Source organism: Halobellus sp. GM3 (assembly GCF_052545375.1).
Genome location: NZ_JBQWLT010000009.1, coordinates 21,139 through 43,058 on the forward strand (window position 1 = coordinate 21,139; position 21,920 = coordinate 43,058).

Genomic DNA, 21,920 nt, shown 5'->3' on the forward strand with positions numbered 1-21,920 from the left:
AGTACTCACGGCGTCAACGCGGCGAGTAGGGTCACCGCCTCGGCCTTCGAGAGCGGGTCGTTGGCGTTGCCGCAGTGCGGCGACTGCACGCAGGCCGGACAGCCGTCGGCGCACTCGCAGTCGGCGATCATCTCCTGTGTCCGGCCGAGCAGGGTCTCGACCTCGCCGTACCCGCTCTCTGTCAGGCCGACGCCGCCGGGATAGCCGTCGTACACGAAGATCGTCGACTGATCTGTGTGCGGGTGGTACGGCGTCGACAGCCCGCCGATATCCCCGCGGTCGCAGAGAAACGAGAGGGGAAACAGCGAGATCATCCCGTGTTCGGCGGCGTGGATACCGCCGTTGAATCCGTACTCGCCGCCCGCCTCCCGCATCTCGCGCTCGACGTCGTCGGGGACGGTGAAGTACAGCGCTGTCGTCCGAAGCGTGGTCTCCGGGAGGTCGAGCGTCCCCCGGCCGATCGCTTCGCCGCGCCGCGGGTCGCGGCGCTCGAACCCCGTGATCCGCTTCCGCATTGTCACCTCTGCGAAGCGGACGTCGACGTCCGGCCGCGCCGACAGCGGCTTCGACCGCAGATCCCGCTCGACGGTGATCGCCTTGTCGTGGAGCACGCGCGTGTAGTAGTCCGCCCACGTCGGCTGTAACAGCGCGGTGTCGCGGTCCAGATCGAGTTCGGCCACCTCGTAGGTCGTCCCCTGATGGTGGTAGATCGCGCCCGCGTGCGCGTCCCGCAGCGCGTCCGAGAACGACAGCGACGCCACGACCTCGTTCGAGCGCGAATCGAGGAGGTCGATCTCGCGCGTCTCGATCGTCCGCAGGCTCATCTCGTGCTGTGGGCTTCCGCCGCCGTCGTGAATCCAACGGATGCCGTCGTCGGTCTCCCGACGCTCCAGCCGTCCCGACGCGGTGAGCGAGGCGACGACGTCCGGGAACGACTCCCCGAAGTGCGCCTCATCGGCCGTGCGAAGCCAGTTCTCCGTCGCCGCTGAGGCGACGTGATCCGGCAGGAGTTCCTCGTTCGGGGGGTTGCAGACCGCGCGCTCGGGATCGCCGGCCCAGAACTCCTCGGGGTGTCGGAGGAGGTACTGATCCAGTTGGTCCTCGCCGCCGACCAGCACCACGAGCGCGTCGTCGTCGCCGCGGCCGGCGCGCCCGGCCTGCTGAAACGCCGACATCCGCGTGCCGGGGTAGCCGTCGATCAGCACCGCGTCGAGTTCGCCGACGTCGACGCCGAGCTCCAGCGCGTTCGTCGACCAGACGCCGCGGACGGAGCCGTCGTGCAGGCCCGATTCGATCTCCCGGCGCCGGTCGTGCTTCAGCGCGGCCTGATACGCCGTCACCGACGCCGCCGCCTTGCGGTGCCCCCGCTCGCGGAGGTCGGCCGCGCTCTCGGTGGCGTACCGCTCTGCGGTCTGTCTGGCCCGGGTGAACGCGAGCGTCTGGAAGCCGCGGGCGACGAGATCGACGAAGAGGTTCTTCGTCTCGACGTGGCTCGACCGCCGCCGGCCGCTGCCGCCGGAACTCCCGAGGGACCCACCCCCCGCTCCGTCCGCCTCTCCGTTTCCGTCTGCCCCGCCCATTCCGTCCGCACCGCCCGCGTCGTACTCCGGCGGGTTCCACAGCAGCCAGTGTTTCGTCCCCGTCGCGCTCGCGTCGCCGTCGACCAGCCGAAACGTCGCCGCGTCCCGCCCGGTGACGCGGGCGGCGTGTTCGATCGGATTCCCGATCGTCGCCGAGCAGCAGACGTACTGCGGGTCGCTCCCGAACCGCTCACAGAGGCGGTTCAGCCGCCGGAGCGTCAGCGCCACGTGGCTGCCGAACACGCCGCGGTAGCCGTGTACCTCGTCGATCACGACCGTCTCCAGCGATCCGAAGAACCACTCCCAGAGCCGATGCGCGTGCGGGAGCAGCGCGTAGTGCAGCATATCCGGGTTCGACAGCAGCACCGTCGGCCGCCGGTCGCGCACGTCCCGCTTCTCGGCCTTCGAGAGCCGACCGGTGTACTGTTCGACGGACACGCGAGAGCCGAATCCGAGCCCGCGAGCCAGATCCGAGAGGGTCTCCAGTTGGTCGGCGACGAGCGCGTTCTGCGGGCCGAGATACAGCGTCCGCCCGCCGTGGTCCATCGCGCGCTCGAACGCCGGTACGGTGTACGCGAGGCTCTTTCCGCTCGCGGTCGGTGTCGCGAGGACGGCGTTCGCCCCGTCGCGAACGGCCGCGATCGCGTCGGTTTGATGCCGGTACAGCCGGTCGATTCCCCGCTCGGCGAGCGCCGCAGAGAGCCGCGGCTCCACGTCGACCTCGGCGTGTTCTGCCGCGCGCCCGTCCACGCGCCGGTGGTCGCGTATCTGCCCCGCGTAGTACGGGCGGTCGCGAAGCCACTCGACGAGGTCGCCGACGGGACCGCGCCGACTCGGGGTGTCGTCTCGTCCCACGTCTACGGTGTCGGTGCGGTCGGCACCGACCTCACCGTTACGGTCGAACGCGCCTCGGTCACGCTCTCAACCGGCCGCGCTCCCCCCTCCGGGATAGCCTCCCCGGCACGGTTTTGCCGGTCCGGGCAAATCACTCGGGTATGCCCGGGCACGATGCCGACACGCCGGCGCACAGGGACGATATCACCGTCATCGACCCCGACGACATCGACGCCGGAACCGACGCCCTGGGGATCGGGGCGGGCGAGGCGCCGCCGGGTACCTACGCGCTCGTGTACTCGCTCGCGACTGACGCGACAATCTCGGTGGGGGCGCTCGGAACCGCGGCGTTCCCGACGGGCGCGTACGCCTACGTCGGCAGCGCGTTCGGCTCGAACGGTCTCGGGCGCGTCGACCGCCACCGGCGCGTCGCCGACGGCGACCACGGCGTCAGACACTGGCACGTCGACTACCTCGGCGGCCACCCGGCCGCCTCGCTCGACGCCGTCGTCGCCGCGCCGAACGCGGCCGTCGAGTGCGGCCTCGCGAGCGCGCTGTGCGCTGCGGTCCGGACGGACGGTCGGAATCAGACACCGCTCGCGGGGTTCGGCGCGTCCGACTGCGACTGTGTAGCCCATCTCGTCGGCGCCGACGACGTCGAGTCCCTCCGCTCTGCGGCCGTCGACGCGCTCCGAAGAATCGAACGACAGGATCTCCCGTCGGAACGGTGACTTCCGCCGGCGAGCAAAGTCCGCGCGCAAAATCGGCGCACAACGTCCGCGCGTAAATTGCGTCGACAGCGATCACTCGCGTCGACTGCGACGAGCCGCGTCGGTCCGGGCAAGGACGACGCGGCCCGTGCCGGTTGTCAGAGGCACCCCGGCACTAGCAGATTTGTCGTCCCGATACTTATAATCACCCACCGATGCAGTGGCTCACCTCGTGAGAACCCACCGATCTCTCGCCCGGCTTTATTACTACATCCGAAAATGATAACTGTCCGTTATCTACAGCCGGACGACACATCGCCGAGAATCGCTATCGGCGCGACGGGGAACGCTCACTCGAATCGGCGCTCACCGAACGGCAACAAAACGGAGCGGGGATGATATTGCCGGAAGGTGTGACCGCCCCGAGATTCGGTTGCCGCGGGAATCGAGGAGATCTGAGCCGCTTCGACCGGTACGAGCGCACTGGCGCGCGTCAACGAGTGCGGCGCGTCTGTCCACTGTGGGTCGCTTGATGTGGTCGCCGCCCGTTGATCGGATCGATGAGCGAATCAGAGCACGTCGAACGGTTCGCGGTATCGGCAGCAAGCGAGAGCGAAACGAGGACAGTCGTCGAGGCGCGTGACTTCGAGTTCGTCGTCGACGAGCCCGCGGCACTGGGCGGCACGAACGACGGCCCCAACCCCGTGGAATACCTCATCGGCGCGTGGGCCGGGTGTCTCAACGTCGTCGTCCACACCGTCAGCGAAGAGCGCGGAATCGACGTCGACAGCGTCGAGATCGCGATCGAGGGGACTCTCGACCCCCGGAAGTTCCTCGGCGCCGCCGATGACGTCCGGGCAGGCTACCAGGAGCTTTCCGTACGGGTCGACGTCGAGTCCGACGCCGACGAAAAAGCCTTGGACGCGCTTGGCGAGGCCGTCGAGGAGCGCTGTCCCGTCGGCGACAACATCGGGAACCCCACGCCGACGGACGTGACCGTCGAAGCGGTCTGAGCGCCGAAGCGGACGGGTCGTCGGAGCAGTCGATCGAGCAGTCGATCGAGCAGTCGGACCATCGAACGGCTTGGCCGATCAGTCGCGGGACTGTCCGAAGCGTTGTCTGTGTCGCCGCAGATTGATACGCGCTCTCAGACACGTCGAGTCGTCGGTGGCGAGCCTAGTCGAACATCCCGGTCGACATGTACCGCTCGCCGCTGTCCCAGAAGACCGTGATCACGAGCGGGCAGTCATCGTCGACGGCGTCGGTCTCGGCGTCCTCGCGGGCGGCTCGGGACGTCTCGGCCGACCCGTCGGGCGCGTCCTCGATGACGTACCCCGGCTCCGGGTCGGCGCAGCGAACGTCGGGATCGGCGAGTCGCTCGGCGACGCGCTTGGCGGCGAGGTTCGACGCGCCGGAGGACTGGCCGACGAGGATCCCCTCCTCGCGGGTGAGCCGCCGGCACTCGGCTTCGGCCTCCTCGATCGTGACGGTCTCGACGCCGTCGAGGAGGTCCCTGTCGAGGTTCGGGCTGACGAACCCCGGACCCATCCCCTGGAAGTCGTCGATTCCGGGCTCGCCGCCCGAGAGAACGGCGTTGTCCGCTGGCTCGACGGCGACGATCTCCATCCCGGGGAACTCCTCGCGGAGCCGGCGGCCGATGCCCGTGATCGTCCCGCCGGTCCCCACGCCCGCGACGAGGGCGTCGACGGAGCGGTCCCCGATCTGCTCGAGGATCTCCTCGGCGGTCGTCCGGTAGTGCGCCTCGGGGTTCGCGGGGTTCTCGAACTGCCGGAGCTGGATCATCCCCCCCGCTTCGAGTTCGTCGGCGCGGTCTTTCGCCGCGGAGATGTCGCCGTCGACGAGTTCGATGTCGGCCCCGTAGGCGCTCATCAGCGCGCGCCGCTCGGGCGATTTCGACCCCGGCATCACGACCGTGAGGTCGTAGCCCTTCGCCGCGGCGACGACCGAGAGGCCGATGCCGGTGTTCCCGCTCGTCGGCTCCACGAGGGCGTCCCCCGGTTCGATCACACCCTCGCGCTCGGCGCGCTCGACCATCGCGAGCGCGGGGCGATCCTTCGCTGATCCGCCGGGGTTCTTCGATTCGATCTTCGCGGCGACCGTCGCGCCGGCGGGCGAGTCGACCCGAACCAGCGGCGACCCGATGCTCTCGAGCACGTTCGCGTCCATAGATGGCGTTCGTCGGTGGGGCACAAGACGGTGGCGACGCCCGCCGCGCGTGCCGGTAACCAAGGCGGGCCCCTCTAGCGGCGGGTCCGTGAAGGAGGCCTCCCGACGACCACCGCGAGGTTTACGCCCCCGGCGGCCGTAGCAGCGCGTATGTCCGAAGCAGACGCCGACTCCGCGGCGAGTGCCGGCCGGCTCGAGACGATGGAACCGAACCCCGCGTGGGACGCCGACGCCCACGAGGACGCCGTCGAGACCCTCTCGGAGGAGGGTCTCGTCTTCCGCGTCTGGGGCGGCGACTGGTGCGGCGACTGCCGGGGACAGCTCCCCGATTTCGGGGCCGCACTCGACGCCGCGGGCGTTCCGGACGAGCGCGTCCACCACTACCCCGTCGAGAAGGCGGACGACGGAAGCAAGATCGGCCCCCTCGTCGACGAATACGACATCGAACTGATCCCGACGGTCGTCGTCGAGCGCGACGGCGAGGCGGTCGCCCGATACGTAGAGAACGAGCCCGTCTCGATCGCGGTGTATCTGGCGGAGCGACTGCACGAGTAGTCGGGGCACGACTTCCGCGACGCGCCGGTCGCAACACACCTTCTCCGACGCGACCGTTGCGTCGCCGCCCTCACTCCGCCTGCAGCCGGACCGTTACCTCGCTCCCGCGGGGCTCCCGCTCGTCGAACGACAGCACGCCGTCGGACTGTTCGACGATGAGGTCTACGAGCCAGAGGCCGACGCCGCTACCGTGCTGCAGCGGTCCGATCTCTATCTCGCCGGTCAGGACCTGCCGTTCGATTTCCGGGATCCCCGGACCGTCGTCGGCGACGGTGATCTCGGCCCACTCGTCGGTACAGTCCAGACTGACCTCGACGGCCGGCTCCGTCCGACCGGAGTGGATAACGGCGTTCTCGACGAGCTCCTCGATCGCCCGCGAGATGGACGGGACCGCCCGAGCGTAACACTCCTCGGGCATCGAAACAGAGAGCTGAACCGGCCCGTACTGCTCTCGAACCGCGGCGGCAACGGTGTCGACGGCCGACGTCAGATCGACTCGCTGGGGCGGTCGAGACCTCGAGAGCAGTTCCGTCACTTCGCGCTGCTTGTTCACGGTTTCGACGATCCGGTCGCTGGTCTCGATTATCTCGCGCGCGTCCTCGGCGACCGCCTCGCCGTTCCGGTGGCGGATGAGATCCGCGTATCCCTGGATGACGTTCATATCGTTCCGGAGGTTGTGACGGAGCATCCGGTCGAGAACCTTCAACTGCTGGATCCGGTTCTCGCGGTCGGAGACGTCCCTGACGAGGGTGATGAACCCGACCTCCTCGCCGTCGGCGTCGTGGAGGCGGAACACCGTCGTCTCCCCGGGGAAGATCTGGCCGGTGCGCTTTTCGTACTCGATCATCTGCGTGAAGCGCCCCTCATTGGCGCGTTTTCGAACCTCCCGTCGCACCCGCGCGAACGACTCTTCGCTGTCGTAGAGCACCCTCGCGGAGTCACCGGCGACGTCGTCGAGTTCGTAACCGAACAGCCCCGTGAACGCAGGGTTCGCGTTCGTGATCCGGTGATCCCGATCGACGACAAAGATCGCGTCACGGATGCTGTTGAACAGGAGGTCGTACCGCTCGAGGAGTTCCTGCTCCTGTTTCTTCCGCTCGGAGATGTCCTTGTGAACGCCGACGAAGTGCCTTATCTCCCCTTCCTCGTCGGTGATCGGAGCGATCGTCTGATTGACCACGAACCGCTCGCCGCTTTTCCGCTCGTCGACGAACTCGCTCTCCCAGACCTCGCCGGCGAGGATCGTCCCCCACAGCTCCTCGAAGAACGCGTCGTCGTGCTCTCCGGACTGGAGGATCCGGGGATTCTCCCCGAGCAGTTCCGCCTCCGTGTACCCGGTCACCTCCTCGTACGCGGGATTGACATACTCGATCGTGCCGTCTCGATCCGTGATCACGACCGCGTGCCCCGAGTGCTCTACGGCCTCCTCGAACCGCCGCGCTTCCGCCTCACGCCGTGCGAGCGCCCGGTAGAGCGTCTTCTGCGGTTCCGTGATCCCGGTCTTGACGACGGCGAGGTACATCAGGTAAAACGAGCCGAACTTGAGGAAGTGTCCGGCGGCGTTCGAGACCCCGTACACGTCGATGTAGAAGGTGAACGCGAGCTCCGAGACGACGCTCAGTGCGACCGCGGCGACGAGCAACTGATACACCCGCGATTCGAACCGCTCTCGCCGTCGCGACAGAAACAGTATCGAGAGGAGCAACAGCCCCATCACGACGTACTCGCTGACGATCTTGAAGTCGGTGAGACCGCCCGCTGGGGAGTACGCTTGCGGGAACACGTCGAAGACGAATACCGAGCTCAGTCCGAGCGCGACGACAGCCGCGTATCCGACGACGACGAGCGCGAGCGAGTCGTCGTCCCGCTTCGAGCGCGGACGGGACCGCGACTGAACGGTAATGGCGAGTCCTGCGGCCCCGACCAGCGAGAACGCTTCGAGGTACCGACCGAGGAGCCACAGCTGCGTCGGGAGGTTCGCCCCGTCGGTCGCGAAGACGCCCATCCCCTGATAGGCGAGCGTGTGCAGTAAGTCGACCGCGCCGATGAACAGGTATGCGACACCGAGAACGGCGAAAAAGGGATTTTCGATGTCTCCGCGCGCGTTCCAGACGACGATGAAGACGGCGAACGCGACGGTGACGCTGAAGAGTTCGACGAGGCTGTGAAAGAGCAGGTAGTTCCGGACTTGGATGAGATACAGCGCGACCACACCGACGAGCCCCAAAATCAGATGTGTTCTGAAACCTTTCAGTGCCGAGGCCCTCGCCATTGGTTTCCAACGCTCATTCGAGAAGGAAACTCTTACTACTCTGTTCTCTCGGCGACAGTTCTCCGCGGTCAATCACTCGCAGGTCGGACCGAGCGCGACTGCGAGTGGATCGTCTCCACTGTGCTCGACGACCACTACGGCCGTTCTTCCCCGCCGTCGCCGGGGGTCCACGAACTCTCGCCGTCGTCGATCGCCGCACGCCCGCCGCTTCCGCCCTCGAACCACGCGAGCGCCTCCGACAGCGAGTGCGTCGGCGGCGAGCAGGTCCTGCCCTCACAGACGTAAACCGTCGGCTCGCCGTCGCGGCGCTCCCGGTTCGCCCAGACCGGCGGCGCCTCCGAGAGGCCCAGCGCGCCCAGCCACTCGCCGAGGTCCTCGTCGGTCGCGGGGCGGGGAGAGACGACGGCGTGCGGGAGGTACGTCGTCGCGAGCGACTCGCGGAACGGCTCGGGGACGTGGATGGTCCCTCCCTCCGCGGTCGACGCGCCCGCGAGCACGACTTCCGTGCCGCCACGGCTCCGCTCGTCCGCGGCGAGCGCGAGCGAGACGTGTTCGAGCGGCCGCCCGCGGATTCGGTCGGCGTGCGTGTCGAGCACCGCCCCGGCGGCCTCGGCGAACCCCGCCTGCGGCGCGAACGCGTCGAGGTCCGAGAGGAGTGACGCCGCGACACCCGCGCTCGACGGCGTCGACTGGTCGAGCAGTTCCTGCGGCCGAGTCACGAGCGATTCGCCCCCCGCGGGAGTCAGATACAGCGTGCCGGCGTCGGCGTCGTAGAACTCCCCGACGACGACGCGAGCCAGATCCAGCGCGAACGCGAGGTGGTCGACCGCCCCCGTGACCGCGTACAGGTCGAGCGCGCCCCGCGCGAGGAAGGCGTAGTCGTCGAGATACCCCTCGCCCTTCACGTCGCCGTCCTTGTAGCGGCGGGCCAGCCGCCGGTCTTCAGCGTCCCAGAGGTGCTCTCGCACGAACGAGAGCGCCTCGGCGGCGAGTCGGGTGTACGCGTCGTCGCCGAGCACGAGGCCGCCGCGGGCGAGCGCGGAGATCGCGAGGCCGTTCCACGACGCGAGGACCTTCTCGTCGCGAGCGGGACGGACGCGCGACTCCCGAGACTCGAAAAGCGCGGCGCGAGCGTCCTCGAGACGGTCGACGACGGCCGGTTCGGAGATGTCGTACGCCGACGCGAGGTCCGGAATCGACGACTCGATCGTCAGCACGGTCGAGCCCTCGAAGTTCCCGCCCTCGGTGACGCCGAAGCGATCGCAGGCGAGTTCGGCCGTGAACTCGTCGTCGATCGCGGCTTCGACCTCGGCGGGCGTCCAGACGTAGAACCGCCCCTCCTCGCCCTCGCTGCGGGCGTCGAGCGTGCTGAAGAAGCCGCCGTCCGCGTGGCGGAACTCCCGTTCGAGGAAGTCGAACGTCTCGCGGGCGATGGTCGCGTAGGACTCGCGCCCCGTGAGCTGATACGCCGCGAGGTAGACCCGAGGCAGTTCCGCGTTGTCGTACAGCATCTTCTCGAAGTGCGGGATCGTCCACTCGCGGTCGGTCGCATAGCGGTGGAAGCCGCCGCCGACGTGGTCGTAGAGCCCGCCGGCGGCCATCGCGTCGAGCGTCGCCGTCGCCGCCGAAAGCGCCTCCTCCGAGCCCGAGTACGCGTACGAGCGGAGGAGCGCCTCGATCCGGCCGGGCTGGGGGAACTTCGGCCCGCCGGAGCCGAAGCCGCCGTGCTCGCGGTCGGTGGCCCGCAGCGCAGCCTTCGCGACGGTGCCGAGAAGCTCGCCGGCCTCGCCCGTTCCGTCGCTGGTGGGACCCGGTTCGGCCGCGGTCGGATCCGACTCGCCGCTCGCCGGCGTCGTCTCCAGCTCGTCGCGGAGGGCGTCGGTCCACTGTTGGGCGCGGTTTTCGATCTCCTCGCGGTCGGTCTCCCACGACTCGGCGAACGACCGGCAGACGTCGGCGAACCCCGGGACGTTTCCGCGCCGGTCGTCGGCGCGCTTCGGGAAGTACGTCCCGACGTAGAACGGCTTCCCGTCGGGTGTGAGCCAGACCGAGAGGGGCCACCCGCCCCCGCCGGTGACGAGCTGACAGATCGTCTGATAGACCCGATCGAGGTCCGGCCGCTCCTCGCGGTCGACCTTGATCGGGACGAACGACTCGTTGAGGACGGACGCGACTCCCTCGTCCTCGAAGCTCTCTTCGGCCATCACGTGACACCAGTGACACGCCGAGTAGCCGACCGACAGGAAGATCGGCCGGTCGGTCGCCCGCGCCGCCGTCAGCGCGGCCTCGTCCCACGGCTGCCAGTGTACCGGGTTGTCGGCGTGCTGGCGGAGGTACGGGCTCGCCTCCCCGTCGAGTCGGTTCCGCGCCAGTGGATCGTCCATACGCGCCGTACGTCGCTCGCGGGGAAAAGCGGTGTGACCCCGACTCGAACTGCCTCCGAGCGCGTGTTCCACGGACGTGTACATCTGGCGGACGGTGAAGAGCAACCTTTACACTGGCGTGCGTATGTCCTCCGGATATGTCCAACTCGGAGACGGTCCTTCTCGTCGGCGGCGGCGGACGCGAACACGCGATCGCCCGCGCGCTGGCGGCGGACCCGGCCTGTGACCTGTACGCGTGTGCGAGCAACCGAAACCCCGGAATCACGGCGCTCGCCGCGGGGTTCGAGACGATCGGTGAGACAGCCGTCGAGGACATCGTCGCGTACGCGACCGACGTCGGCGCCGACCTCGCCGTGATCGGCCCCGAATCCGCGCTCGAGGCCGGCGTCGCCGACGCGCTCGTCGACGCCGGCGTCTACGCGTTCGGCCCCGGTGCCGACGCCGCCCGCATCGAGACGGACAAGGCGTTTCAGCGGGAGTTCATGGAGGCGGAGTCGATTCCGGGCTGTCCAGACTTCGCCGTCTTCGACGACATGGAGGCCGCCTGCGAGTACATCGACGCCTACGACGGCGACCTCGCGGTCAAGCCGGCCGGCCTCACCGGCGGCAAGGGCGTGAAAGTCATCGGCGATCAGGTGAACGAGGACGAGGCGAAGGCGTACCTCCGCGAGAGCGACTACGACCGCGTCGTCCTCGAAGAGCGCCTCGTCGGAGAGGAGTTCACCGTACAGGCGTTCGTCGCGAACGGCGACGTCCGGCCGACGCCCGCGGTCCAAGACCACAAGCGGGCGTACGAGGGCGACGAGGGGCCGAATACCGGCGGGATGGGAAGCTACAGCGACGCCGGCCCGGAGCTGCCGTTCATGACGAGCGAGGACTACGCCGAGGCCGTCGAGGTGCTGGAGGCCGTCGTCGACGCCCTTCCCGAGTACAGGGGAATCCTCTACGGTCAGTTCATGCTCGGGGAGGACGGCCCGAAGGTCGTCGAGTTCAACGCGCGCTTCGGCGACCCCGAGGCGACGAACACGCTCCCGGTCTTGAACACGTCGTTCCTCGACGTGCTCACGGCCGCGCGCGACGGCGACTCGCTCCCGCGACTGGAGTTCGCCGGGAAGGCGACCGTCTGTAAGTACGCCGTCCCCGAGGGCTACCCGACCGATCCGAAGAGCGGCGCGAAGATCACCGTCGACGAGGAGAGCGTCGGCGACGCCTTGCTCTTCTACGCCAGCGTCGACGAGCGCGAGGACGGCCTCTACACCACGACCTCGCGGTCGTTCGCCGTCGTCGGCGTCGCCGACTCCATCGCCGAGGCGGAAGCGCAGGCCGAACGCGCTCTCGCGGCCGCGGGCGACGGGCTCCGCGTCCGCCACGACGTCGGGACGGCCGACCTCCTCCAGCGTCGGATCGACCATATGAACGAGCTCCGCGGATAGGATCGGCGCCGCCACCGAAGTTCGCGGCTCCATCGAGCGAACCTTTTGGTCACCCGCCGACAACTGACGGTCGTGAGCGACGACGATACCGACCCCACCGACCACGACGACCGCGGGCGCCCCGGCGACGATCACGGGCGCGGGGCTTCCGACCGCGACGGTCGCCGCCACGACCGCCTCCGGCGACATCCGACGCCGGGACCGCTGAACTCGCTTCGGTACTGGACAGACGCGAAGCCGGTCTGGCGGGTCGCCCTGAACTACGTCCTCGTGTGGATCGCCCGGGTCGCCCCGTCGCTTCGGGCCCGGAACTGGGCGCTCAGGCGGCTCGGCGTCACCGTCGGCGAGGGCGTCTCGTGGGGGCTGGAGGCGACGCCGGACGTGTTCTGGCCCGAACTGATCACGCTCGGCGATCACGCCGTCGTCGGCTACGACTCGGTGCTCCTCTGTCACGAGTTCCTGCAGGACGAGTACCGCACGGGCGAGGTCGTCGTCGGCGAGCGCGCGATGATCGGCGCGAAGGCGGTGATCCTCCCGGGCGTCACCATCGGCGCGGGCGCGCAGGTGGCGGCGAACTCGCTAGTGACGCGCGACGTGCCGCCGAACGCGACGGTCGCGGGCGTGCCGGCGCGGCCGATGGGTGGGGGTGGCGTGGTCGACGGCGGACGCGGCGGAGAGACGGGAGAAAGCGGAGAAGCGAGAGCAGACGGCGAACACGGAGCCGACGGGGACGGGACGCGCTGAGTACGGAGTACGTCGCGGGACGGTCAGCGGGCCTGACTACTGCCGGAGATGCAAATCACTTAGTGTCCGCTGTCTGAACGGTGGCTCGTTATGTGGGAGGGCACACCCTCGTGGGGACGGCGACACATCCTCAAACTCGCGGGCGCAACCGCGGCCGGAACGGTCGCGCTCGGCCGCGCGGAGGCGGCGGACGAATCGGACGCGAACGTCTCGGTCCGGTTCGAAGACCAAGAATCGGACGGGTCGTCGGTGGTGATACAGTCTCTCTACACCGACGTAGACGCGGAGGTGATCATCTTCCGCTCGGAGGGCGACAGAACGCGGTACCGCGTCCTCGAGGTCGCCGCCGAAACCGAATTCACCGACCGAACGGTCGAACTCGACGAGCCGATCCCCGAGACGCAGCTGATCAGCGTCTCCGTGCAACCGCCGGAGGGCGGCTTCTCCTACGGCGGCGCCCGCGCGACCGTGGCCGTCGGCGAACCGCTGGACGAGCCGGACGGAGACGAGTCCGAATCGGGTCTCGAACTGATCGATGCGGACCCCGATGCCGGCTTCAACTGGCCGTATCTGCTGTATACGCCGAGCGCGTCCGAGGCCGCCGGGAACGAGGAGACGGAGTCGGGCGAGACCGACGTACGGCCGCTGGTCGTCGGAAACAGCCCGTGGAGGGGGTCGCCGTCCGACGCGGAACGGCGGGTGGAGTCGGGACGGGGACACATCGAAAACGGGAGACTGAGCGCGGTCGCGAGAGAGCTGGGATCCCCGGCGCTGGTCGCGCTCATCCCGAGCAGGGACGAAGACGGGTCGTATCAGAACCTCCGGCTCTCCGGAGCCGCGTTCGACCGCCTCGACCTGCAGGTGCTCGCGATGGTCGACGACGCGCGAGCGCGGCTCGCGGACCGCCCGTACGACGTGCCCGAGGCGTTCCATGTCGAGGGGTTTTCGTCGAATGGGCGGTTCTTCGACAAACTCGCCGCACTGCACCCCGAGCGGGTCAACGCCGTCTCGGCCGGCGGGAACGGAATCGCCGTCCTCCCGCTGGCGGAGCTCTCCGAGGACGTCCCGACGGCTGGGGAGCCGCAGACGACGTCGCTCCCCTGGCCGGTCGGCGTCGCTGATCTCCCGGAACTCGTCGGCGACGACTTCGACCGGGACGCGTGGTTCGAGACGGCGCACTTCTGGTACATCGGCGCCGAAGACCAAGACCCCGAGAACCCCGAGGAGTATCTGCACAAACTGTATCGGGGATCGGGCGAGCCGGACGAGCTGATCCGTGACGTCTTCGGATCGCTTCAGGTCGACGAGCGCTTCAGGACCAGCCGAGCGATATTCGAGCACCTCGGCAAATCCGCGGAGTTCACCGCGTACGACGGAGCCGGCCACGAAGTCACCGGGGAGATGATCGAGGACGCGGCCGACTTCCACCGGCGGCACAAACACGAGGCGTTCGGCCCGCAGTTCGCGCGTGCGGTCGAGTGGCCGCGCGGTCCCGTCACCGTCGGTGAACCGCTCGGCGTCGCGGTCTCGTACGAGAACCTCGGGACCGCCGCGGCGACTGCCACGTCCGCGCTGTCGGTGGACGGAGACCCCGTCGACACGACCAGCGTGGACGTGGCGCCCGGCGAATCCGAGCGCGTCGAACTCCAGCACTCGTTTTCGTCTCCCGGGGAGTACACGGTGAGCGTAGACGCGTCAGCCTCGGAGTCGTTCGCGGTGACCGCGGAGGCGGGCGACGCCTCGGCAACCGCCGATGGGACCGGCGACTCGGGATCAGAGCGGGACGAACCGACCGCCGTGGACCAGCCCGGATTCGGCCTCCCGCAGGCGATCACGGCGCTGGGTGTGGTCGGGTATCTGATCGAGCGACGCCTCTCCGAGAACGAGTGACGGCTTGGGCCGGAGCGGCGCGGGCGAAACGCGAAGCCGATCTCCGGTGAGTGCTCCGCCGGCGTCTTCGAAGACCGACTACTGACGGATCCGAACGACGCCCTCTTCGAACACCGCGCTGTTGGGAACGATGAACTCCTCGCCGTCGTTCTCGACGTGCGTGACGAACAGATTGACCTCTTGGACGATCCCCCGCTTGGCCCCGATTTCGACCTCGTCGCCGATGGCGTAGGGCTGATTCAACAGCAGATACGAGCCCGCCGCGCCGGCTTTCAGGAGGTCCGAGAGCGCGACGGCGGTGAGTAAGACGAGCGCGAAGAGGTACGCGCCGAGGAGGACGACGAGCGCGAGCGTCGCGACGCCGAGTTGCGACAGCGCGACGAGCACGGCCACGTAGAAGACGGTGAACTTCGCGAGCCGCGGGAAGATGCCGATCTGCGGGAGTTTGATCCCGGTCAGGCGCTCGCCGACCATCAGCTGAACCTTGTCGCCGACGACGACGCCGACGATGAGGATGACGACCGCGAAGAACAGCTGCGGGACGAATTCGACGGTTCGACTCCAGAAACTCGCCGCGACGGTGACGTTCGCGATCGAGAGAAGGGCAAGGAACGTGATCCCGAGGACGAAAAAGCGGACCAACGTGCCGAGCACCTTGACCGTCGAGGTGTCGAACTCGTGGGCGGTCCGCTCGAAGGCCGTCCCCTCGATCGCTTCGGGAACGCCGAGGTGCACGAGCACCCGTGTCGTGAGCGACCCCAGCACCAGCGCCGCGAGGATGCCGACGACGACGACGATCAGCGCGGCCCACATCGTCCGTGGGACGGCGCTGAAAACCTCCGGAAGCGGACCGAGATCGATCTGCAACTGGAGGGGTCCGCGCATCAGTACTCCTCCGGATCGATCTCCAGGATGATCTTCCCGCCCTTGAACGCGCGGACGAGGCCGTCGGACTCCGAGAGGACGATCGCGGTCGCGTTCGTGTCGCGGGTGATCGCCGCGCCGGCCATGTGGCGCGCGCCGAGTCCCTTCGGGATGTCGACGCCCTCGGCGGCCGGTTCGAGATAGCGGTACGCGCTGACGATCTTCCCCGAGTCCGAGATGACGAACGCGCCGTCCAGTCTGGAGAACTCCTTGAGCATCACGTTCACGATGGGATCGCCCACGTGGACGTGGGACTTCTCGAAGGGATTGTACGACAGCGGCCGGGACTTGTTCATCACTTTCCCGGCGTCGCCGACGACGAACAGCGCGCCGACGGGGCTGCCCTTCTGGCCCTTCTTGCCCAGTTCGATCGCCACCTCGAAGACGTCGCGAATGACGCCCGAATCGGCCCGGGAGTTCGCGAACAGGTCGTAGATCCCAGAGCGCATCCCCTCGTCGACCCGGATGCGGACCACCGCGTCGGGATCGCCCCCGAAGATCCGCACGCTGCAGGCGACGACGTCGCCCTCCTCGACGAGTCCGTGCTCCAGCGCCCCCTCGGCGCCGAACTTGAGCCGGTCTCTGACGTTGTCGAACTCGAGCGGGAGCTCGACGAACGTCTCGGCGTCGACGGCGTTCTCCGGGGCGATCACGACGACCGACTCGTCGAGGTCGGCGTCGGCGAACCGCTCGTAGTGGGAACTGCTCGGCGAGAACAGGAACACGCCATCGACATCCGACACGACATCTCCCAAGAGGTCCGATAACGCCGACATTGCTACCGGTACTCGCCCTGCGCTGTAAAGCGTTGTGGGACGTTCTCGGCGCTGAGATCAGTCCGACGCGCGGCTGACGGGCGAATGACGAACGCGAGAAACAGCGGTCGACGGAGGCCGCGGTCGGCGGCGTCGAGTTCCAACAGCGACGACCCCGGCGACGCGCTCAGTACGATTTCGCGAAGTACGCGGTCTCGACGGCGTCGTCGTCGCAGATGGCACAGTCGTCGCCATCGTGGATCTCGGCGTCCTCGTCGTCCAGCGGCACCATCACGATCTCGGCGGCGATCTGCTCTTTGATCTCGGCTTCGCACGCCTCGTCGCCGCACCACGGGGCCTTGACGTACCCGCCGTGCTGGCCGATCGTTCCGAGGATCTCCGCGCGGCTGTCGGCCTCGCGGACGTTCTCGGTGAGGTTCTCCTCGGCGGCGGCGTACAGCTTCGCGTACACCTCGTCGAGGTGCGAGCGGACGGTTTCGGCGACGTCCTCGCGGGCGGCCTCAGCCGACTCGCCGTCGGGGCGGTGGACGAGCGTGACCGTCCCGTCGTCGGCCTCGTTGGGGCCGATTTCGATCCGCAGGGGGACGCCCTTCAGCTCCCACTCGTTGAACTTGAAGCCCGGATTTCGCTCGTCGCGGTCGTCGAGTTCGACGCGGACGCCGGCCGCCTCCAGCTCCCCGACGACGCCCTCGGCGTACTCTTGGACGTCGGCTTTCGTGTCTGCCTGCCAGATCGGGACGACGACGACCTGTTCGGGGGCGATCGCCGGCGGCAGGACGAGCCCCTGATCGTCCGAGTGCGTCATGATGAGCGCGCCGAGCGCGCGCCAGGAGAGCCCCCACGAGGTGGTGTGAGCGATCGCTTCGTCCTCGTCCTCGTCGGTGTAGGTGATGTCGAACGCCTCCGCGAAGGAGGTCCCCAAGTAGTGTGAGGTCGCCCCTTGGACGGACTTGCCGTCGGGCATCAGCGCCTCGACGGTCGTCGTCGTGTCCGCGCCGGGGAACTTGTCGTGCTCGGGCTTCGCCCCGCGGAGCACCGGCATCGCCAGCAGGTCCTCGTAGGTGGCCTCGTACTGGTCGAGGCGCTGCATCGTCTCCGCCCACGCGTCTTCGCGCGTCGCGTGCGCGGTGTGACCCTCCTGCCAGAGGAACTCCTTCGTGCGGAAGAACGGCTTCGTCTCGGTCGCCTCCCAGCGGACTACGGAGGCCCACTGATTCACCCGCAGCGGGAGGTCGCGGTGGCTGCGAACCCACTGGGAGATATAGGGCGTGATGATCGACTCGGAGGTCGGGCGGACCGCCAGCGGCTCTTCGAGCTCTTGGTTGCCCGCGCGGTCGACCCACGCGACCTCCGGGTCGAACCCCTCGACGATGTCCTTTTCGCGCTCGAGGTAGCTTTCCGGGATGAAAAGCGGGAAGTAGGCGTTCTGGACCCCCGTCTCCTTGAACAGCCCGTCGAGGTGTCCCTGCACGCGCTCCCAGAGCTCGTAGGCGCGGGGGCGGGTGACGATGAAGCCGCTCATCCCCTCCGGGGCGTAGTTCGCGAGGTTGGCCTTCTGGACGACCTCGGCGTACCACTCGCCCGTGTTGTGTTCTTTCGACTCGGTGATGCCGAGTTCCTGATCGTCGCTCATTACGTGTTTCCAACCGCACTGCGGTCTTAAATCCCCTGAAGCGCCCCGCTTCGCCCGTGGAGCGGGTGCCGCCGAAGTGACGTCTCACCCCAGCCGCTCGGGATCGACGGCGAACGGGCTCTCGCTCTCGCGCCAGGACCACCCCGGCAGTCGGGTCTGAAAGCCCGCGGCCAAGGCGGCGTCGAGGTCGTCGATGCCGGCCCCGCCCGCGGAGTGCGTCGTCACGTCCGCGAAGTGGAACGTCGCCTGCGCGAGCAGCGAGAGCGGCGTCCCGCCGGCGATCGTCGCGGCGAGTTCCCGCCCCAAGATCTCGTCGACGACGAAGCCGGGGTAGTCGCCGGCGACGTCCAACTCGCGCAGCAGCCCGACGTACCCGGCGGCGTTGACGGCCACGTCGCCGTCGGCGAACACGGCCGCGACTTCCTCGCGGTACGTCGCCTCGGAGACGGCGGCAACGTCGACGCCGAACAGCGCCCCCAGCTCCGAGCGGGCGTCGTTGATGATCGGGACGACCACGTCCGCGCGGTCGTGGATCCACTTGGCCTCCGCCGCCACGCGCTCGGGAGTGACGTTCATACCTCCGGGAGGTGGCGGCGGGGCTTCGGTGTTGCGGCAGTGGGCTTCGGTGTTGCGGCAGTGGGCTTCGGTGCTGCGGCAGTGGGACGGCGGTTGGAGATACGGTGTTGTGGTGACCGTCGGTTCGACTTTGCGAAGGCTTTTATATCCGGGCAGGTGTACATCGGAACAAGCGGGTTCTCCAGCCTCTCCGCGGCAGGATCGCCAGAGACAGCCGTTCACTACGCACTACGTTCGTCCTATGCGCTCTCAGCCGATATCACTTCGAGGAAGGTACCGGAGTTCCCCGATCAGTCGTCCGTCTGCGACGATCCCGACGGACCGCTCTCAGTTATGAGCTCAGTAGATAAGCAACTGGAAGAGTTGAAAGCAGCGGTCACACGAGAACTACCGGCCGACATCTCCGTGTCGGACGTCACGTACGAGGGCCCGGAGCTGGTCATCTACACGCGTGACCCGAAGCGGTTCGCCAAGGACGGTGGCCTCATCAGAGACCTCGCCGGGACGCTACGCAAGCGGATCACCGTCCGACCGGATCCCACGGCGCTCTCGCCGCCCGATCGCGCGAGAGACCGCATCCTCGACGTCATCCCCGATGACGCCGACGTCACCGACCTCGAATTTCACGAGGACACCGGGGAGGTCGTCATCGAGGCCAGAAAGCCGGGGGTGGTGATCGGTCGCAGCGGCGCGACGCTCCGGGAGATCACCGGTGCGGTCGGCTGGACCCCGGAGGTCGTCCGGACGGCGCCGATCGAGTCCTCGACGGTCTCGAACGTCCGTGATCTCCTCCGACAGGAGCGGGAGGACAGACGGCAGATCCTCGAACGCGTCGGCCGACAGATCCACCGCGAACAGCTCTCCGACGAGCAGTGGGTCCGCGTGACCACCCTCGGCGGCTGCCGCGAGGTCGGCCGGAGCGCGTTCATCCTCTCGACGTCTGAGACGCGTGTCCTCGTCGACATTGGCGACAAGCCCGGGTCCGATGACATCCCCTACCTCGACGTTCCCGAGGCGCTCGGAGCGGGCGCGAACTCGATCGACGCGGTCGTCCTGACGCACGCGCACCTCGATCACAGCGCCCTCCTGCCGCTGCTCTTCAAGTACGGCTACGACGGCCCGGTCTACACGACCGAACCGACCCGCGACCTGATGGGGCTGCTCCAGCTCGACGCGCTCGACAAGGCCGACAGCGAGAGCGAGGGCCGCTCGCTGCCCTACGGGCCGGAGATGGTCCGCGAGGCGATCAAGCACACGATCCCGCTGGAGTACGGCGACGTCACCGACATCGCGCCGGACGTGAAGCTGACGCTCCACAACGCCGGTCACGCGCTCGGCTCGGCGATCACGCACTTCCACGTCGGCGACGGCCTCTACAACGTCGCCTTCACCGGCGACATCCACTACGGGGACACGCGACTCTTCGACGGCGCGGTCAACGACTTCCCGCGCGTCGAGACGCTCGTTCTCGAATCGACGTACGGCGGCAGAAACGGCTACCAGACCGACCGCGAGGACGCGGAGGACCAGCTCGCGTCCTTCGTCTCCGAGACGTACGAACGCGGCGGGACAGTCCTCATTCCCGCGTCCGCGGCCGGCCGCGCCCAAGAGATGATGCTCGTCCTCGAAGCGACGATGCGCGAGGGCGAAATCCCGCGGATGCCCGTCTACCTCGACGGGACGATATGGGAGGCGACGGCGATCCATACGACCTACCCCGAGTACCTCCGCGACGACCTCCGCTCCCGCCTCTTCGACGAGGACGAGAACCCGTTCCTCGCCGGCGAGTTCGTCAGCGTCGACGCCGGCGACGAAACGCGGCGGGAGATCGCCGACGGAGACCCCTGTATCGTCCTCTCGCCGTCGGAGATGGCCACCGGCGGACCGGTCCGGTCTTGGCTCCGTCACCTCGGCCCGGACCCGGACTCGCGGCTCGTCTTCGTCGGGTATCAGGCGAGAGGGACGCTCGGTCGGCGCATCCAGAACGGGCTAGCGGAGATCCCCGGCGGCGACGCCGTCGGGCGCTCGGAGCCGGTCGCCCTCGAGATGGACGTCGAGACCGTCGGCGGGTTCTCCGGGCACGCAGACCGGCAGGGCCTCGAGAACTTCGTGAAGACGATGAACCCCCGCCCGGAGAAGGTCCTCTGCGTCCACGGCGAGGAACGGGCCATTCAAGACCTCTCCTCGGGGCTGTATCACGACCACAACCTCCGGACGTTCTCGCCGAAGAACCTCGAAACGTTCCGGTTCCGGTGACGGTGCACTGACCGCCGCTGATCGTTCCTGTCTCTTCTCTGTCCTAGACCCTGTCACTCTGTTCTGACCGGTCCACCCTACCCTACTGTCTGGCCTGTCCCGACGCTGCCCGTCCTTTCCTGCCTGCCCTGCCGAACGCTCTTTGCCGCCCTCGCCGGAGCGTCCGTATGCGCCTCGCTTTGATCGCTCACGACGCCAAAAAGCCCGACATGATCGCGTTCGCGGAGCACCGCCTCGAGGACCTCCGCCGCTTCGACCTGTTGGCGACGGGAACGACCGGCGAGCGGCTCCGGGAGTCGACGGGGCTCGCCGTCGAGCGCAAGCAGTCGGGACCGCTCGGCGGCGACATGCAGATCGGCGCGGAGATCGCCGACGGCGACTGCGACGGCGTCGTCTTCCTGCGCGATCCGCTGACCGCGCAGCCGCACGAACCCGACATCACCGCGCTCCTGCGGATCTGCGACGTGCACGCGGTGCCGCTGGCGACGAACCTCGCCAGCGCGGACGCCGTCCTCGACGAACTCGTCCGGGGGCTCGACGCCGAACCGTAGCCGCCGTGTCACCGCCGGTCGCTCGCGGCGGCTCCCGTACGGCACTCTCAGAACTGAGAACTGCGCCGCGAGACTTAATCCGAAGAGCACTCAACCAGATCGTATGCGCCGTCGAGGTCATCCCTCCGCGACTGTCGTCGCTCGTCTCCTTGTCGCGCTCGCGCTCGTCGTCTCGGCCGTCGGTGCCGCTTCCCTCGCCGCCGCTCCCGTTGCGGCGCAGTCGACCGGCGACTCGGGCGCCGACGGGGAGCGGCGGTGTTTCCCGGGAGACGGTCACGACCTCACGATCGGTGACGGCAACCCACATATCGACGTGACGGTTCACACGTCGCTCTTCACGTCGCCCGCGCCGCCGAGCGCCCTCGGGCTGGCGGCGCGGGGTGTCGCCCTCGACTCGGACCTGCTCGAACTCCGGACCGGCGTTCTCCTCGAGAAGACGCCCGAGGAAGCCACCGAGAGCGCGGTCTGGGACTCGTTCGTGATCCTCTTCGACTACCGCCTCTCGCTGCCGATGTTCGCCGACTCGTTCGACGACTCGACGTACGAGCCGACAGGGGGACCGGTCTCCGGCGTCGAGACGCGGGACTGCTGAAGTGGTCTGCTGAACCGTCAGAA

18 protein-coding genes are annotated in these 21,920 nt (G+C 68.3%); 9 read left to right on the forward strand and 9 right to left on the reverse strand.

Annotation, left to right across the window (positions count from 1 at the left end; genetic code table 11):
• Positions 1-5: 5 nt before the first annotated feature.
• On the reverse strand, positions 6-2,435 hold the full coding sequence (locus tag ACT3HL_RS13875) for a DEAD/DEAH box helicase (protein WP_445087368.1): 2,430 nt from the start codon (positions 2,433-2,435) through the stop codon (positions 6-8).
• Between the two features lie 140 nt (positions 2,436-2,575).
• Here ACT3HL_RS13875 and ACT3HL_RS13880 point away from each other — a divergent pair, with 140 nt between their 5' ends.
• A complete protein-coding gene (locus ACT3HL_RS13880; protein WP_445087369.1) occupies positions 2,576-3,145 on the forward strand; it encodes a DUF123 domain-containing protein in 570 nt (189 codons plus the stop codon).
• 539 nt (positions 3,146-3,684) lie between these two features.
• Positions 3,685-4,137, forward strand: a complete 453-nt coding sequence (locus ACT3HL_RS13885) for an OsmC family protein (RefSeq protein ID WP_445087370.1) — start codon at positions 3,685-3,687, stop codon at positions 4,135-4,137.
• 163 nt (positions 4,138-4,300) lie between these two features.
• On the opposite strand, the gene ACT3HL_RS13890 is transcribed toward ACT3HL_RS13885, so the two are convergent.
• Complete coding sequence (locus ACT3HL_RS13890) at positions 4,301-5,311, reverse strand: pyridoxal-phosphate dependent enzyme (RefSeq protein ID WP_445087371.1); 1,011 nt, start codon at positions 5,309-5,311, stop codon at positions 4,301-4,303.
• A gap of 150 nt (positions 5,312-5,461) precedes the next feature.
• Here ACT3HL_RS13890 and ACT3HL_RS13895 point away from each other — a divergent pair, with 150 nt between their 5' ends.
• Positions 5,462-5,866, forward strand: a complete 405-nt coding sequence (locus ACT3HL_RS13895; RefSeq protein WP_445087372.1) for a thioredoxin family protein — start codon at positions 5,462-5,464, stop codon at positions 5,864-5,866.
• Between the two features lie 70 nt (positions 5,867-5,936).
• On the opposite strand, the gene ACT3HL_RS13900 is transcribed toward ACT3HL_RS13895, so the two are convergent.
• The gene (locus ACT3HL_RS13900) at positions 5,937-8,138 is read right to left on the reverse strand and encodes an MASE3 domain-containing protein (protein WP_445087373.1); all 2,202 of its coding nucleotides are present in this window, start codon (positions 8,136-8,138) and stop codon (positions 5,937-5,939) included.
• Between the two features lie 134 nt (positions 8,139-8,272).
• A complete protein-coding gene (locus ACT3HL_RS13905; RefSeq protein ID WP_445087374.1) occupies positions 8,273-10,522 on the reverse strand; it encodes a DUF255 domain-containing protein in 2,250 nt (749 codons plus the stop codon).
• A 137-nt stretch (positions 10,523-10,659) separates the two neighbouring features.
• Between ACT3HL_RS13905 and purD the strand changes: the two genes are divergently transcribed.
• From purD to ACT3HL_RS13920, 3 genes are all read left to right on the forward strand, one after another.
• Positions 10,660-11,955, forward strand: a complete 1,296-nt coding sequence (gene purD, locus ACT3HL_RS13910) for a phosphoribosylamine--glycine ligase (protein WP_445087375.1) — start codon at positions 10,660-10,662, stop codon at positions 11,953-11,955.
• 204 nt (positions 11,956-12,159) lie between these two features.
• Positions 12,160-12,699 carry a DapH/DapD/GlmU-related protein gene (locus ACT3HL_RS13915; protein WP_445087467.1) on the forward strand — a complete coding sequence of 180 codons (540 nt, stop codon included), beginning with the start codon at positions 12,160-12,162 and terminating at the stop codon, positions 12,697-12,699.
• A 90-nt stretch (positions 12,700-12,789) separates the two neighbouring features.
• A complete protein-coding gene (locus ACT3HL_RS13920) occupies positions 12,790-14,589 on the forward strand; it encodes a CARDB domain-containing protein (RefSeq protein ID WP_445087376.1) in 1,800 nt (599 codons plus the stop codon).
• A gap of 78 nt (positions 14,590-14,667) precedes the next feature.
• Here the strand turns inward: ACT3HL_RS13920 and ACT3HL_RS13925 are convergent, their stop codons facing one another.
• The 5 genes from ACT3HL_RS13925 to ACT3HL_RS13945 all read right to left on the reverse strand — a co-directional run bounded on the left by ACT3HL_RS13925 (position 14,668) and on the right by ACT3HL_RS13945 (position 18,498).
• A complete protein-coding gene (locus ACT3HL_RS13925; RefSeq protein ID WP_445087377.1) occupies positions 14,668-15,474 on the reverse strand; it encodes a mechanosensitive ion channel domain-containing protein in 807 nt (268 codons plus the stop codon).
• The gene (dacZ, locus tag ACT3HL_RS13930) at positions 15,474-16,289 is read right to left on the reverse strand and encodes a diadenylate cyclase (protein WP_445087378.1); all 816 of its coding nucleotides are present in this window, start codon (positions 16,287-16,289) and stop codon (positions 15,474-15,476) included. The genes ACT3HL_RS13925 and dacZ overlap by 1 nt, the downstream gene beginning before the upstream one ends.
• A 2-nt stretch (positions 16,290-16,291) precedes the next feature.
• Positions 16,292-16,432, reverse strand: coding sequence for a hypothetical protein (locus tag ACT3HL_RS13935; RefSeq protein WP_445087379.1), 141 nt, complete (start codon positions 16,430-16,432; stop codon positions 16,292-16,294).
• Between the two features lie 23 nt (positions 16,433-16,455).
• Complete coding sequence (gene proS, locus ACT3HL_RS13940; RefSeq protein ID WP_445087380.1) at positions 16,456-17,922, reverse strand: proline--tRNA ligase; 1,467 nt, start codon at positions 17,920-17,922, stop codon at positions 16,456-16,458.
• An 84-nt stretch (positions 17,923-18,006) separates the two neighbouring features.
• Positions 18,007-18,498 (reverse strand): hypothetical protein, encoded by a 492-nt coding sequence (locus ACT3HL_RS13945; RefSeq protein ID WP_445087381.1) that lies wholly within the window; start codon positions 18,496-18,498, stop codon positions 18,007-18,009.
• Positions 18,499-18,831: 333 nt separating this feature from the next.
• On the opposite strand from ACT3HL_RS13945, the gene ACT3HL_RS13950 reads away from it, so the two are divergent.
• The 3 genes from ACT3HL_RS13950 to ACT3HL_RS13960 all read left to right on the forward strand — a co-directional run bounded on the left by ACT3HL_RS13950 (position 18,832) and on the right by ACT3HL_RS13960 (position 21,897).
• Positions 18,832-20,754, forward strand: coding sequence for a beta-CASP ribonuclease aCPSF1 (locus tag ACT3HL_RS13950; protein ID WP_445087382.1), 1,923 nt, complete (start codon positions 18,832-18,834; stop codon positions 20,752-20,754).
• A gap of 167 nt (positions 20,755-20,921) precedes the next feature.
• Positions 20,922-21,305, forward strand: coding sequence for a methylglyoxal synthase (locus ACT3HL_RS13955; RefSeq protein ID WP_445087383.1), 384 nt, complete (start codon positions 20,922-20,924; stop codon positions 21,303-21,305).
• 103 nt (positions 21,306-21,408) lie between these two features.
• Positions 21,409-21,897 carry a DUF7332 family protein gene (locus ACT3HL_RS13960; RefSeq protein WP_445087384.1) on the forward strand — a complete coding sequence of 163 codons (489 nt, stop codon included), beginning with the start codon at positions 21,409-21,411 and terminating at the stop codon, positions 21,895-21,897.
• Positions 21,898-21,920 lie beyond the last annotated feature (23 nt).